A 15,086-nucleotide genomic window follows, 5' to 3' on the forward strand; every position below is an offset into this window, starting at 1 on the left:
AAAATACCGATTATTCTGGGTCTGATTCTTTCCGGCAGCATTATCCTGGCCAACTATGTAACCGCCATATGGATCGTGATCGCAGTTATGTCCCTGGCCTTTTTCGCCAAAGGATTTGGCGCTTTGGGCTGGGTCGTTGTTACTGATACCTCTCCTAAAGAAATGGTTGGCCTCAGTGGCGGCATTTTCAATTTTATCGGCAATATGGCCAGTATTGTAACGCCTATTGTAATTGGGTATATCCTCAATGTGACCCACTCTTTCCATGACGCTTTAATTTTTGTTGGTACTATGGGTATATTGGGGGCACTGTCTTATTTATTCATTGTCGGCGACATCCAACGGGTAGAACTGACAAGTCAGGAAACGAAACTATAAAAATTCTAAGCGAGGAGCAACACAACATGAAAATTGGATTTATCGGCTTAGGGATTATGGGCAAACCTATGAGTAAAAATCTGCTTAAATCCGGGTATGACCTGCTGGTTATGAACAAAAGTCAGCATGCCGTGGCGGAAGTAGTCGCCGCCGGCGCCAAAACAGCCGCCACTCCCAAGGAAGTGGCGGAACAGACGGATGTTATTATTACCATGCTGCCCAATTCGCCTCAGGTTAAAGAAGTAGTTCTGGGAAAAGGCGGCGTGATGGAAGGAGCTAAAAAGGGGGCCGTCGTTATCGATATGAGTTCCATTGCCCCGCTTGTTAGCCGGGAAATCTCCCGGAAGCTGGCTGAAAAAGGTATTGAAATGCTGGATGCTCCGGTCAGCGGCGGGGAACCGAAAGCCATTGACGGCACCCTTTCCGTAATGGTCGGTGGTAAAAAGGCTGTCTTTGACCAATGTTATCCCATTATGAAGGCCATGGCCGGCTCAGTGGTGCTGACCGGCGAAGTAGGCGCCGGCAATATCACCAAACTGGCCAATCAGGTCATTGTCGCCCTGAATATTGCTGCCATGTCGGAAGCGCTGGTACTGGCCAGTAAAGCCGGAGTGGAGCCGGAGCTGGTGTATCAGGCCATTCGCGGCGGCCTGGCCGGCAGCACCGTTTTGGATGCCAAAGCGCCGCTGGTAATGGACCGCAAGTTTAATCCCGGATTCCGCATTGATTTGCACATTAAGGATTTAAGCAATGCTTTGGAAACGTCCCACGAAATCGGAGTGCCGCTGCCGCTGACCGCCGCCGTCATGGAAATGATGCGGGCCCTTAAGGTAGACGGTCTGGGCGCCGCCGACCATGGAAGCTTAGTTCAATACTATGAGAAATTAGCCAAGGCAGAGGTAAAACGTTGACTGCAACGCGGTTCTTCATTTGTTAGAATATTATACATCTATAAAAATAAAGGAAACCTTTCAAAAGGTTTCCTTTATTTTTATTTAGTATTCTTTAACCAAGGGAGGTTTTATAGATGAAATATAATTGTTTTGACAATAAAATCATCCTCATACAGAATAGGATCTTTTTATGAACCGAAACGAAATTCATATTATTCCTTCCAACCGGGTCCGGCAGTTAGCAAAGAAAGCAATTGCCAAAGAGGCCTGTTCCGCCTGCTGCGTCAGCCTAATCCATGCCTTACAGCGATTGTCCGATAATGACCGTCCTATATACCTTGATAATAATCAAGGGTTCCTGCAAATCTGTTTATCACACTCCGGCTGCCTGAAATGCCTCACCGACAATTTGCTTTGCTTCTTCCTGAATCTTTTTAAGATGGTCTTTTCCCTGAAAGCTTTCCGCATAAATCTTATAGACATCTTCCGTACCGGAAGGACGGGCGGCAAACCAGCCGTTCGCCGTGCAAACTTTTAAGCCTCCGATAGCAGCCTGATTGCCGGGGGCTTTGGTAAGTTTGGTTAGTATTTTTTCCCCCGCCAGCGTACCGGCAGTAACTTTTTCCGGTGAAAGCCCGGCCAATACCGCTTTCTGCGCCGAGTTAGCGGGAGCGTCCATTCTTTCATAGACCGGTTCTCCGAATTTAGCCGTTAATTCCTGATAATGCTCCCCGGGATCCCGGCCGGTCTTTGCGATAATTTCGGCCGCCAGCAGACAAAGAATGATTCCGTCCTTATCCGTGATCCAAGCCGAACTGTCCTTTTTAAGAAACGATGCACCGGCGCTTTCTTCGCCGCCAAAGCCTAAGGAACCGTCGAGCAAACCGTCAACAAACCACTTAAACCCGACCGGAACCTCCACAAGCCGTCTTTTCAGGCTTAGGGCCACTCTGTCAATCATAGAGGAACTGACCAGTGTCTTGCCAACAGCCATATTTTGGTGCCATTCCGTACGATTTTTAAATAAATAATGGATGGCAACGGAAAGATAGTGGTTGGGATTCATTAAACCGGCACTACGGGTAACAATCCCATGACGGTCAAAATCCGGGTCATTGCCGAAAGCCAAATCATACTTCTCTTTTAGATCAATAAGGCCGACCATGGCGTAAGGAGAAGAACAATCCATGCGGATCTTTCCGTCGCTGTCTACATTCATAAAGTGAAAAGACGGGTCCGGATGTCCGTTTAAAACTTCAATTTTAAGGTTATAGGTTTCCGCAATCTGCGGCCAATAGGCAAGTCCCGCTCCGCCGAGAGCGTCGGCGCCAAGTTTAAGACCGGCGGCTTGTATCGCTTCCATATCAATTATATTTTTCAAGTCCTGAACGTATGGGGTAATAAAATCATATTGATGTACATGCTGGTCCTTTAAAGCCCGTCCATAAGGCATACGTCTCACGTTTTGATTGCCGTTTTTTAGAAAATCATTAGCCTGGCCGGCAATCCACTTAGTAATCCCCGTATCGGCCGGACCGCCGTTAGGAGGATTATACTTAATGCCGCCGTTGTCCGGCGGATTATGAGACGGCGTAATCACGATTCCGTCGGCCCATCCGGCCTTACGGCCTTTATTATACGTTAAAATGGCATGGGAAATGGATGGGGTCGGCGTATAATTCATATCCTTCGCTATATACGTTTCCACACCATTAGCCGCCAGCACTTCCAAGGCCGAAATAAACGCCGGTTCAGACAAAGCATGCGTATCAAAACCGATAAATAGAGGCCCGGTAATGCCCTGGGTTTGCCGGTAACAGCAAATAGCCTGCGTAATTGCATAAATATGGGCTTCATTAAAAGTATGTTTGAACGAACTACCCCGATGACCGGAAGTGCCAAAAGCAACTTGATGCGCCGGTTCATTACTATCCGGTTGATTAACATAATACGCGCTAATTAAACGAGGAATATTTACTAAAATAGACTGGGGTGCCTTTTTTCCTGCTAATGGATGAATTGACATTCACATTACCTCCAAACTGGTTCACTTTTTTAATTATATCCATAACTTACTAAGAACAATCTATTTCAGGAATTATTTTACATTTTAATCTATTATTATATTACACTACTCTCTTTAATTTAGAAATATAAATATTTTTTTCTTCAGAAGAAATACAATATAATTAAAATACCGCTACGGCATAATCAATGTGACCTGCTGCTTTTGGGGTAAAAAAAATCTGAGCAAGAACGCTTTTTGCGTCTCGCTCAGATTTTAGATAATTTAAAGCTTTTTAACTAAAATGGAATCTAGATATCCAGATTCCGCACTCTTTCCGAATTCTCTTCGATAAATTTGCGGCGCGGTTCCACTTTATCACCCATCAGAATGGAAAAAATTTCGTCGGCGGCAATGGCATCATCCAGCTCAACCTGCAGAATGGTCCTGTCTTCCGGATTCATTGTAGTTTCCCACAGTTGTTCCGGATTCATTTCGCCTAACCCTTTATACCGCTGTACCCCGATATTATCGCGGCCAATCCGGGTAAGCAGGTCTTCCAGTTCCTGATCACTGTAAAGATACCAGTGCTCTTTACCCTTTTTCACTAAGTAAAGCGGCGGCTGGGCAATAAACACCCGTCCCATCGTAATGAGAGGCTGCATATAACGATAAAAGAAAGTAAGAAGTAATGTCCGTATATGCGCGCCGTCCACGTCGGCATCCGTCATAATAATAATCTTGCCATAACGGCTTTTTTCCAGGTCAAATTCGTCGCCAATACCACAACCAAAGGCAGTAATCATTGACCGGATTTCTTCGTTATTTAAAATTTTGTCTATCCGGGCTTTTTCTACATTAAGAATTTTACCCCTGAGCGGCAGAATAGCCTGAAAGCGTCTGTCCCGTCCCTGCTTGGCCGAACCGCCGGCGGAGTCACCTTCTACCAGATAAATCTCCGACTGCATGGGGTCCTTGCTTGAGCAATCAGCCAATTTTCCCGGTAAAGAACTGATTTCAAGAGCATTTTTGCGCCGCGTTAATTCCCGCGCCTTTCGGGCAGCATCTCTGGCCCGCGAAGCAAGTACGGTTTTCTCAATTACTTTTTTGGTAATAGCCGGATTTTCTTCAAAAAACTCGTTAAGTCCCTCAGAAACAATCGTATCGACAATACCGCGCACTTCACTGTTTCCCAATTTAGTTTTCGTTTGTCCTTCAAACTGCGGTTCCTGTATTTTTACACTAATAACTCCCGTTAATCCTTCCCGTACATCTTCGCCGCTTAAATTTTCGTCATTTTCTTTTAAAAAGTTAAATTTACGGGCGTAATCATTGATCGAGCGGGTCAGAGCCGTTTTAAAACCACTGAGATGGGTACCGCCTTCCTGGGTATTAATGTTATTTACAAAGGAAAAAATATTCTCCACGTAGCCGTCATTATACTGCAGAGCAATCTCCACAAGTGTAGTATCCTTCGAACCGTTCAGATAAATAGGCTCCGGATGCAGCACATCCTTATTATGGTTTAGATGTTTAACAAAAGAAATCAGGCCGCCTTCATAATGGAATTCCAGGCTTTCTCCTGTCCTTTCATCAGTGAGACTAATATTGAGCCCTTTATTTAGAAAAGCCAATTCCCGCAACCGCTGCTTAAGCGTATCAAAATTAAACACCGTTTCTTCAAAAATTTCGGCATCCGGTTTAAAGGATACTTTGGTTCCGGTTTCATCCGTTGTACCTAAAATTGATAACGTCTCAGTCGTGCGTCCCCGCTCAAAACGCATCCGGTGCACTTTACCGTCCCGTTTTACTTCCACTTCCAGCCATTCACTCAGCGCATTTACAACAGACACGCCAACACCGTGGAGACCGCCGGATACTTTATATCCTTCGCCGCCAAATTTACCGCCCGCATGCAATACGGTCAAAACCACTTCCAGGGCCGGTTTTCCCGTTTCATGCATATCCACCGGTATGCCCCGGCCATTATCGACCACCGTTACCGAGTTATCTTTATGAATAATAATATTTACTTTGGTGCAATAGCCGGCCAGCGCTTCATCAATACTATTATCCACCACTTCATAAACTAAATGATGCAGCCCTCTGGCGGAAGTACTGCCAATATACATGCCCGGGCGCTTACGAACGGCTTCCAATCCTTCCAGCACTTGAATCTGTTCGGCACCATAATTACCATTTACCGTAGTTGTAGTATCATTATTATCCATAAAAACCTCCCACATTATAGCGATCAAACGGCATCCAGGCCTAGCCTAAAAAGGTGAAATCCACAGCCGTTTTTTAATAGGTCTTTCTTACTAAGGATAGTTAAGGAAACCGTGGTCCTGCCACGGTTTCTCCTATTCATCATCTTCTATTTCGTTATCAGGCAGGCTGGCCGCCCGCTTTTTTAAAGTCAACGATGAAATAGCTGACAAATAAACATTTTTATCAGTAACCACAAAACTTTTTATATTACCTTCGGAAACATCGGACACCCGGTTTTGCTTACGCATATTTTTGATAAATTCTTCATTGGTTTTCGACCTTACAGCTTTTAAATCATTAATTAATATTACATTTTTCAAGGGAATAACGGTATCAGCTCCCAGATGTAGAAACATAGTTCTTCCTCCTGTTTCCGGCTAATGTTTTGGCGATAATTTCCACCGTCAGTTCGTCCGGCTTTAAGCCGGTTACTAACATAACAAAACCGGAAGTCTGAATTGTATCCGCATGCTGCCGATAAACTTCCCGCCGGTATTTTTCAATTAGTTCATTTTTAGCTCGTCTGAATTCATCCGGTGTACAAGAGCAATAAGTATTAAACTCGGTATAATCCACCCAGGGAACATCCGCCATTAAGCGTCGAATCTCCCCAAGTCTCCGGTGCCTTTCTTCCCGGCTGCAAACCGGACAAATTCCGGCTTGAGGCGGACTCAATGCGCCGCATACCCGGCATGGAATCCAATCCTGTGATTGCCGCAATTTTCTTAACGCCATACTCCTCTTTAAAATGGGCAAGATTTTTGTGCGGACTTCCTGATCCGCAGCATGCTGCGTCACCTCGACGGCAGATGCCAATTCCTGCTGGCTTAAAGAAAATTGTCTTAATAAATAGGATAAAGGAAATTCTTCGCTTTCCGTACCTTCTACATTATTCTGGTAATCTTTCAAATATCCTGCTTGAAAACGAATATCGGCAATGAGTTTCTCACCGGCAAATGCATTAATTTTATTAACAATATCATCGCACATTGTTGATAAATGATGGCACCAAACCGAGTTACTCACTTTCACCAGTAAGGTTTCGTTTTGTACTTTTACTGCCCAGGAGTGAGATGCAATTTTTTCACCGACAATTTGCGGCCAATGATAAAGAACGGATTCGGCATTATATCTTTTTTTTATTCCCAGCCTTTTCAATGTAAGATTCATAATGTTTTTTACCTTATGCATTGTTTTTCACTCCGTTACCGTACCGTTAATTACGTGATAATATTTGCCAAACCGCCATTCGGGAAAATATTTTTCTTCTGTAGCCGTGATAAACGTTTGAATTTTGTCCCGGATAAAAAGCAATAATTGTTCTCTTCTGACGGCATCCAGTTCACTCATTACATCATCAAGCAGCAATACCGGATATTCACCCGTCTCCGATTTAATAAACTCCAATTCGGCCAGCTTTAAAGCCAGCACCCCCGTACGTTGCTGTCCCTGAGAGCCGTATGTTCTCAGATTAACCCCATTCACTGTTAATAATAAATCATCCCGGTGAGGACCTACACCGGTACTGCCGCGAAAAATATCATTGCCGCGCTGCGACACCAATTCCTGACGGTACCAGACGGCTAAATCGGTGGTTATTGGCTTTTCGCAGCCATGTTGATTGTATGCCAGCGCCAAACTTTCCCGATTGGCCGTTAATCGCCGGTGCATCAGGTTGGCCAGCATGGTCAACTTTTTAACGGCTTCCTGCCGTTTGCGCACAATAAATGCCGCTCCTTGTGACAATTGTTCATCCCATGGGTCCAGTAAATCCGCTTTTGCTTTATTTTCCCGGATTTTTTTGAGCAAATTATTCCGCTGCATAAGTATCCGGGTATAGTGAGTTAACTGCCGATAATAGGCCGGATTGGCCTGCGATATTTCGACATCAAGAAAACGCCTGCGCTCAGCAGGCATTCCCTTAATTAAAGTTAAATCTTCCGGCGAAAAAAGTACTGCATTAAAAGACCCGATAACATCCCGCAGCTTAACTTTACCTTCGTTAAGTAGTATTTCTTTATTCTGGTTATTTATGAAATGAAAAACCAGTCTATTTTCCACATTCTGCCGGGAAAATAGAATATCTACCATAGAATCCGGTTCCTGCCAGCGAATCATTTCACTATCCACGTTCGTACGGTGGGAACGGCCCATGGCTGCCAAATAAATGGCTTCCAGTATATTGGTTTTCCCCTGGGCGTTGTTACCAATAAAAATATTGATATTTTGCGTTAATTTTAATTGTAAGTGAACATAATTGCGAAAATTTCTCAGTACTAACTTTTCTACCCGCATTGATTCACCTTTATTCTGCGGTAACCTTCCAGGTACCTACTCCCCGCACGGTAATGACGTCGCCCGGCTGAACCTTTTTACGGCGTTCCGTAATTAAAGACCCATTTACCATAATCAATTTTTCGTCCAGAAATGTTTTCACCTGGCCGCCGGTTTCCACGATGCCGGCCCACTTCAACAATTGATCCAGTTGAATGGTCGCTGTATGAATCGCTATTTCCTCCATTAAAGACACGCTCCTTGGAGTAAGTTTCTTTAGTATCCTGTTAACTCTCAATTTATATCTTTAGAGTTAACAGGGTACTAGTTGGTACGAACCGGGGTAATAATATAAGTATAATTGTCATCATCCTCCGGTTTTATGCTTGCCGGACTTAATGGAGTATTTAAAGAAAATATAATTTTTTCACTGCCGACATTTTTTAGAATATCCGTAACATATTTGACATTAAAGGCAATTTCAATTTCATTGCCCTGGCAGTGTGAATCTACCGTTTCATAAGCCATGCCTACATCCGGATTATTAGAGGTGATAATAACTGTATCCGCCTTAAATTGGAATTTTACCACATTGTATTCGCCATCTTTAGCCACCAGAGAAACCCGTTCTACGGCATCTAAGAACTGGTCGGTATTGATTTGGACTGTTGTGGCAAAACTGGCCGGGATCACTCGATTGTAATCAGGGAACTGCCCCTCAATTAAGCGGGAAATTATATATATATCGTCAAAAGCGAAAGAAACCTGATTTTTTTGCCAGGATATACGTACATCCACTGGGATTTCGGATACTAAAACACGGGCTAATTCCGTTAAAATTTTAGAAGGAGTAATTATTTTTAGAGAATTATTAAGGTTTTCTAAGTTATCTCTTTTCAAAGCAAGGCGGTGTGTATTTGTAGCGATCATACGGATACCCTGCGCATCGGCTTCTAACAGCCCACCGGTAAAAATAGGCCGGGATTCGTCGGTTGCGCAGGCAAATACTGTCTTCTTAATTAAATCTTTTAAAATATTATCTTTAACTAACAAACTATTTTCGCTAACCATTTGTTTTAAAACTGGAAATTCTTCCGAAGGAAGACTAAGTAAATTAAATTGGGAGAAATTCGATGTTATTTTTATTGTCCGGTCTTCCCGGTTAGAAGAGATTTCTACTGTTTCACCAGGTAGTTTGCGTACTAATTCTTGGAAATAACGTCCCGAAACTACGACAGTGCCTGCTTCTTCGATATTGGCATCTATTTTGCAGCTAATGCCGATTTCATAATCTGTTGCTTGGAGGTCCAGTTTACCGTCGTAGGCTGATAAGTAAATACCCGTAAGGATAGGGAGTGTATTTTTGGAGGACACTGCCTTTTGAACGGTCTGGACAGCGTGGTTTAATGCCTCTTTAGTACATACTAATTTCATTATAAAGCCTCCTATTTTGTTTGGCATAATAATAATAATTGAAACATATAATAATAAAATAGCCGTATTCGTAGTAGGGCTTGTCGATATGTGTATAAGATGGGAAAGGCGGTGTCGAAAGGGAACTGTGAATGTGTATAATATGTAGATAAATAGGAGAAGGGTTATACACATATTAACAGGAAATGAATGTGAAAATATTATCCACAGATTATCTACATAGTTAATTTCGGGTTATACACAGCTTTATCCTCTTTTAGTTACTTTCAATTCGTTTAATTAGCTCTTTGAGAGTATTGCTTAATTTGGCGTCTTCATTGCGTTCCCGACTGATTTTATCGTGAGCGTGGATAACTGTTGTATGATCCCGTCCGCCAAAAACTTCGCCGATTTTCGGCAACGACGTATCGGTTAATTCGCGGCAGAGATACATGGCGATTTGCCGGGGATAAGCCACATTGCGAGTGCGTTTTTTCGCCGAAAGTTCGTCTAATTTAATTTTAAAATAAGAGGATACGGTTTCCTGAATCAGTTCCATGGTAATTTGTTTTGGACGTCCGTTGGGAAATATATCTTTTAATGCTTCGGTTGCCAAATTAATATCAATGTTCTGATGCGTTAGGGAGGCGTAGGCAATCACCCGGATTAAGGCACCTTCGAGTTCACGAATGTTATTGTCAATACGGCTGGCAATATAAACCATAACATCATTAGGGACATTTAGATTTTCCGAAAGGGCCTTTTTTCGCAAAATGGCAATGCGGGTTTCCAGGTCGGGCGGTTGAATATCGGTGATAAGGCCCCATTCAAAACGGGACCGGAGACGGTCTTCGAGGGTGGATATTTCCCGTGGCGGCCGGTCACTGGAGATAATAATCTGTTTATTGGCCTCATGCAAGGTATTAAAGGTATGGAAAAATTCTTCCTGGGTTTGTTCTTTTTTAGCCAAAAATTGAATATCGTCCACCAAGAGAACATCAATATTCCGGTATTTTTGACGAAAACTTTCCGGATTTTTGTCCATAATACTATTAATAAAATCATTGGTAAATTTTTCACTGGAAATATAGAGAATTTTCGAATTTGGATAATTTTGCCGGATCCGGTGTCCAATTGCGTGCATAAGGTGTGTTTTTCCCAACCCGACGCCACCATAAATAAAGAAAGGATTATAAACTTTAGCCGGAGCTTCTGCTACGGCTAAAGAGGCGGCATGGGCAAAGCGGTTGGAATTCCCGATAACGAAGGACTCAAATATGTATTTAGGATTTAAAGTATTAGCCGATTCATCCAGTAATATAGCCGATTTATCCGTCAATTTTGTTTCCGTTTCGACTTTGGGTGCGGTTTTGGCCACCGCCCTCTCCGCAGCTGGAGGCTGTACCTGTGGTAGTTCCACTGTTTCAGACTCTTGTTCATTTTTGTCCAAATTAATGAATTTTACTTCCAATGGTTTTTGGGTGACATATTGAACCGTGTTTTGAATCGTTTTGGTATAGCGGGTTTCCAGCCAGTCTTTAATAAATTGCTTGGGGGTGCCGATTTCAAAGGTTGTGTCCGTTAAGGAGATGGGTATGGTCGATTTGATCCAAGTTTCAAAAATGGGTTTAATTACCTCTTTTTCCATTATTTTTAATACTTGTTCCCATACTTCGGCCATATATGTTGTATTCATCCTGATATCTCCTTTTGATTTTTTGTGGACATGTGTATAAAATAATTAACAAAACATAAAATTATCCACAAAGTTATACACAGCTGTTGATAAAATATGTAGATACTGTGGTTTTAGACGAAAAAAAAATACAACCGCGGTTAAAACGATCCTCCGCAATATTGTATTTAACGCTGATAACAAAAATGGGAACAATTGTGGATAAAACTGTGTATAAGTGGAGTTTTCTGTGTATAACTTATGTTAATATCAGCTTTTTTGACATAAAAAAACAGAATTCTAGTCTCTTAATGTATTTTTATATTAACAAATCATGTCGAAGTTATCAATATTTTATTTTATTTTCTCCACTAAATCGGCTAAAATTATCCACAGGTGTTTATAAGTAAATTCCTTGACACTCATTAACAGCTAGTCTATAATTTTGAGTAGTTAAAATGCAAATTTTTAACATGGGATTTTCTGCGATTATGTAAGGAGGTGTTAATAAATGAAACGGACGTATCAGCCCAATACTTTGTGGAAAAAAAGAACGCATGGTTTCCGGGAACGTATGAAGACAAAAGGTGGCCGTCTTGTATTAAAAAGGAGACGTGCAAGAGGCAGGAAGAAATTGTCTGCATAGTAGGCCGCCCAAAGTGGCCTATTTTTGTAGAAGTAACTGGGAATAACTTTGGGTCTTTCCTGTGTAGCAGGAGTTTTATTTGTTTGTTTCTTTAAATGATTGGCAGGTTGAATGATGACAACATATCGGCTATGCAAGCAAAATTTACTGCGCAAAAATAAAAATTTTCAGAATGTGTATAAAACGGGAAAATCTTATGCGAATCGGCTGGCGGTTTTATATGTTGTTTCCAATGGTACCGAAAATCGCCGCATTGGTTTTGCTGCGGGCAAGAAGTTGGGTTCCGCAGTTATACGGAACAGGGTAAAACGTTTATTACGGGAAGCATACCGTCTGAATCAGTTTCAGGTTACTCCCGGAGTAGACATGGTATTGGTAGGTCGTCAGGTTATGGTAAAGGCCGATTACGAAGCGGTTTCCAAAGCATTTATTGATTTGTGTACCCGGGCAAAAATATGGGAGACTGATTTAAAATGAAAACTTTATTAATTGGGCTCATACTTTTTTACCGGAAATTTATTTCACCGCTTAAGCCGCCGACCTGCCGTTTTGTGCCCACTTGTTCAGAATATGCGTTACTGGCTATTGAAAAATATGGGGTATTCCGGGGACTGAAGATGGCTGTAAAGCGGATTTTACGCTGCCATCCCTTTCATCCTGGTGGTTATGACCCCGTTTGAATAAAAAAATCTACTGAATTGTTAGTGTAGGGAGTGAAATGTTTGTTTGCTTTCTTGAGTAATGCAATGCAAAGTATTTTGACGTTCTTTTATAATTTGACTGCTGCCTGGGGCTTTGCCAATTATGGGGTTGCGATTATCATTTTAACGGTTATTATAAAAATGGTATTGTACCCTTTAACTGTAAAACAAGTAAAATCAATGAAGGCAATGCAGGAGTTGCAGCCAAAAATGAGGGAGATTCAGGAGAAATATAAGGGAAATCCTGAAAAACTGCAAAAGGAGACGGCCCTATTATATAAGGATGCCGGCGTGAATCCACTGGCCGGATGTTTACCGCTTGTAATTCAGATGCCTTTTTTAATTGCTATTTTCTATGCGATTCGGGACTATCATTATGTACAGCAGCCTAGCTTTCTGTGGCTGGCTGATTTGGCAAAACCGGATCATACATATATACTTCCTGCGCTATCAGCATTGACAACTTATATCCAGCAACGACAGACTATGACCGATATGACTCAACAAAATAAAATGATGATGATTTTTATGCCGCTGTTTATCGGTTACATCAGTATTTCGTTCCCGGCGGGGCTGGTATTGTATTGGGCTGTAAGCAATATGATCCAGATTTTTCAACAATGGTGGATGTACCGTAAACCGGCTCAAATTCAAAGGGAGGCTCGCTGATATAATGACTTCTTTGGAAAAGACGGGAAAAACCATTGAAGAAGCAGTCGATGCTGCTTTAGCCGAACTCGGGGTTGCAAAAGACCGGATTGATTATGAAGTGTTGGAATTACCGACCAAAGCTTTATTTGGCTTTATTGGCGGTAAACAAGCCAGAGTTAGGGTAACGGTAAAACCGATAGATCCGATAGGGGTCGCCCAAGGATTTTTGCAGGATATTTTTGCGGCGATGGAATTGAATGTCATGGTGGAAACAATGACGCAAGAGGATTCAATTGTGTTGAATTTGCGGGGAAATGACTTAGGCGTTCTTATTGGCAAGCATGGGCAAACTTTGGATGCGTTGCAGTATTTGACGAATCTGACGGCCAACCGGGATGCGGAAGAAAGAGTACGCATTGTTTTAGATGTGGAAGATTACCGGAAACGCCGGGCAGATACTCTTTCTAATTTGGCAGTCCGTTTGGCTGATAAAGTGAAAAGGCGGGGGGAACGGGTTGTGCTGGAACCCATGAGCCCGCATGAGAGAAAAATTATTCATATGGCTTTACAGCATGACCAACGGATTGTTACTTACAGTGAAGGGGAAGATCCTTTCCGGAAAGTGGTTATTGCTTTAAAAAAATAAACGGACCTGTTGGTTATTATTCCAAAAGCAGGTTAAGAGTTTGTAAACCCAGTAATACTACTATTACTGGGTTTTGAATATATGAGAAAAAGTCGTAGGTGATAGCATGTTTCAGGAAGATACCATCGCCGCAATTGCTACAGCGGTAGGAGAAGGCGGTATCGGAATTGTACGGCTTAGCGGCTCCGGGGCGCTCGAAATTGCCGGTCGTATTTTTAAGGGGATCCACGGCAGAGAGGTTAAGGATATTACCTCTTATCAGGCGGCATATGGCCATATTATTGACCCGGATTCCCGCCGAATGGTGGATGAAGTTATATTACTGGTGATGCGGGGACCCGCTTCCTATACAAAAGAAGATGTTATAGAAATTCACTGCCATGGCGGTCCCATACCGCTGAAAAATATTTTGGCGTTAACCCTGCGTATGGGTGCCCGCCTGGCAGAACCAGGAGAATTTACCAAGCGGGCATTTTTAAACGGCCGCTTGGATTTGGCTCAGGCGGAAGCGGTAATTGACGTGATTCGGGCTAAGACCGATATTTCATTAAAAATGGCGATGAATCATTTAACGGGGAATTTATCCCGAGCAATTTGCGGTCTCCGCCATAATATCCTGGAATTGATTGCGCAGTTGGAAGCGGCAATTGATTTTCCCGAGGATGATATTGAAGAAGTGACCGCGGGACAGGTAGACGTTGCGGTGAGGCAGATTCTCGCTACTCTCGTGAAGATGATGTCTACAGCCCAAACCGGACGTATTTTGCGGGAAGGCCTGGAAACGGTGATTATCGGCAAGCCGAATGTGGGAAAGTCAAGTCTTTTGAACGCCTTATTAGGAGAAAACCGGGCTATTGTAACGGAGATTCCCGGAACAACCCGGGATAGTATTGAAGAATATATAAATATTCGCGGCATTCCTCTAAAGGTGATCGATACAGCCGGTATCAGAGATACGAATGATAAGATTGAACAAATCGGCGTGGATAAGGCGCGGGAAATAATGAACCGGGCTGGTCTAATTCTGCTTATGCTGGATGCGTCCCGCTCCCTTTCGGCAGAAGACCGGGAAGTGCTGGGCCTTATAAAAGAACAACCGACATTAGTTCTGTTAAATAAAAGTGATCTTCCGTCCCGGTTAAGTCAAATCGAACTGGCGCCTTGGGTTGAGGATAAACAAATAATAGCTATATCTGTTACGGATGGTACGGGAATCGAGGAGTTGGAACAAGCAATTGTGAATCTGGTTTACAGTGGACAAGTTTACCAGGGAGACAGTGTTTTAGTTGATAATGTGCGGCATGTTCATGCTCTTACCCAGGTTAAGATTCATTTGGAAGAAGTATTGAATACTATTGCTGCCAATATGCCGTCTGATTGCATCGTAATTGATTTAAGAGCTGCGTGGGAAAAATTAGGGGAAATTACAGGTGACACAGTAAGTGAGGATATTATTGATCAGATTTTTTCCCGGTTTTGTATTGGCAAGTAATAAGATGATACATTGAAATATAGTTGATATTGCTATAGTAG

Annotated in this window: 15 protein-coding genes and 1 pseudogene; 8 read left to right on the forward strand and 8 right to left on the reverse strand. The window is 42.6% G+C overall.

Annotated elements, in window-relative coordinates; translation table 11 throughout:
- Both LUCIF_RS13395 and garR read left to right on the forward strand, forming a co-directional pair.
- Positions 1-378 (forward strand): annotated as a pseudogene (locus tag LUCIF_RS13395) (MFS transporter); the annotation flags it as partial.
- 2 nt (positions 379-380) lie between these two features.
- The gene (gene garR, locus LUCIF_RS13400) at positions 381-1,289 is read left to right on the forward strand and encodes a 2-hydroxy-3-oxopropionate reductase (RefSeq protein ID WP_370745423.1); all 909 of its coding nucleotides are present in this window, start codon (positions 381-383) and stop codon (positions 1,287-1,289) included.
- A gap of 355 nt (positions 1,290-1,644) precedes the next feature.
- Here garR and pgm read toward each other — a convergent pair whose 3' ends face one another.
- The 8 genes from pgm to dnaA all read right to left on the reverse strand — a co-directional run bounded on the left by pgm (position 1,645) and on the right by dnaA (position 10,930).
- Entirely contained in the window at positions 1,645-3,297 is a 1,653-nt protein-coding gene (gene pgm / locus LUCIF_RS13405; protein ID WP_122628407.1) for a phosphoglucomutase (alpha-D-glucose-1,6-bisphosphate-dependent), read from the reverse strand.
- 290 nt (positions 3,298-3,587) lie between these two features.
- Positions 3,588-5,507, reverse strand: coding sequence for a DNA topoisomerase (ATP-hydrolyzing) subunit B (gyrB, locus tag LUCIF_RS13410; RefSeq protein WP_207857638.1), 1,920 nt, complete (start codon positions 5,505-5,507; stop codon positions 3,588-3,590).
- A gap of 132 nt (positions 5,508-5,639) precedes the next feature.
- The gene (remB, locus tag LUCIF_RS13415; RefSeq protein ID WP_122628409.1) at positions 5,640-5,903 is read right to left on the reverse strand and encodes an extracellular matrix regulator RemB; all 264 of its coding nucleotides are present in this window, start codon (positions 5,901-5,903) and stop codon (positions 5,640-5,642) included.
- Positions 5,881-6,738, reverse strand: coding sequence for a DciA family protein (locus tag LUCIF_RS13420; RefSeq protein ID WP_122628410.1), 858 nt, complete (start codon positions 6,736-6,738; stop codon positions 5,881-5,883). The genes remB and LUCIF_RS13420 overlap by 23 nt, the downstream gene beginning before the upstream one ends.
- Before the next feature lie 6 nt (positions 6,739-6,744).
- On the reverse strand, positions 6,745-7,842 hold the full coding sequence (gene recF / locus LUCIF_RS13425) for a DNA replication/repair protein RecF (RefSeq protein ID WP_122628411.1): 1,098 nt from the start codon (positions 7,840-7,842) through the stop codon (positions 6,745-6,747).
- A 10-nt stretch (positions 7,843-7,852) separates the two neighbouring features.
- Positions 7,853-8,068, reverse strand: a complete 216-nt coding sequence (locus LUCIF_RS13430; RefSeq protein WP_122628412.1) for an RNA-binding S4 domain-containing protein — start codon at positions 8,066-8,068, stop codon at positions 7,853-7,855.
- A gap of 77 nt (positions 8,069-8,145) precedes the next feature.
- Entirely contained in the window at positions 8,146-9,255 is a 1,110-nt protein-coding gene (gene dnaN / locus LUCIF_RS13435) for a DNA polymerase III subunit beta (protein ID WP_122628413.1), read from the reverse strand.
- A gap of 256 nt (positions 9,256-9,511) precedes the next feature.
- Complete coding sequence (dnaA, locus tag LUCIF_RS13440; protein ID WP_122628414.1) at positions 9,512-10,930, reverse strand: chromosomal replication initiator protein DnaA; 1,419 nt, start codon at positions 10,928-10,930, stop codon at positions 9,512-9,514.
- A gap of 490 nt (positions 10,931-11,420) precedes the next feature.
- On the opposite strand from dnaA, the gene rpmH reads away from it, so the two are divergent.
- The 6 genes from rpmH (at position 11,421) to mnmE (ending at position 15,045) form a co-directional block, all read left to right on the forward strand.
- Positions 11,421-11,555 carry a 50S ribosomal protein L34 gene (gene rpmH, locus LUCIF_RS13445; protein WP_092074531.1) on the forward strand — a complete coding sequence of 45 codons (135 nt, stop codon included), beginning with the start codon at positions 11,421-11,423 and terminating at the stop codon, positions 11,553-11,555.
- Between the two features lie 114 nt (positions 11,556-11,669).
- Positions 11,670-12,032, forward strand: a complete 363-nt coding sequence (gene rnpA, locus LUCIF_RS13450; protein ID WP_122628415.1) for a ribonuclease P protein component — start codon at positions 11,670-11,672, stop codon at positions 12,030-12,032.
- Positions 12,029-12,235: a membrane protein insertion efficiency factor YidD gene (gene yidD / locus LUCIF_RS13455; protein ID WP_122628416.1), complete on the forward strand. Its 207-nt coding sequence runs from the start codon at positions 12,029-12,031 to the stop codon at positions 12,233-12,235. The genes rnpA and yidD overlap by 4 nt, the downstream gene beginning before the upstream one ends.
- Positions 12,236-12,301: 66 nt before the next feature.
- Positions 12,302-12,925, forward strand: coding sequence for a YidC/Oxa1 family membrane protein insertase (locus LUCIF_RS13460; protein ID WP_122628459.1), 624 nt, complete (start codon positions 12,302-12,304; stop codon positions 12,923-12,925).
- 4 nt (positions 12,926-12,929) lie between these two features.
- The gene (jag, locus tag LUCIF_RS13465; RefSeq protein ID WP_122628417.1) at positions 12,930-13,553 is read left to right on the forward strand and encodes an RNA-binding cell elongation regulator Jag/EloR; all 624 of its coding nucleotides are present in this window, start codon (positions 12,930-12,932) and stop codon (positions 13,551-13,553) included.
- A 106-nt stretch (positions 13,554-13,659) separates the two neighbouring features.
- On the forward strand, positions 13,660-15,045 hold the full coding sequence (mnmE, locus tag LUCIF_RS13470; RefSeq protein WP_122628418.1) for a tRNA uridine-5-carboxymethylaminomethyl(34) synthesis GTPase MnmE: 1,386 nt from the start codon (positions 13,660-13,662) through the stop codon (positions 15,043-15,045).
- Positions 15,046-15,086: the final 41 nt, after the last annotated feature.

It is taken from the genome of Allolucifera butyrica (genome assembly GCF_900476375.1).
Classification (GTDB): domain Bacteria; phylum Bacillota; class Negativicutes; order Sporomusales; family UPPP01; genus Lucifera; species Lucifera butyrica.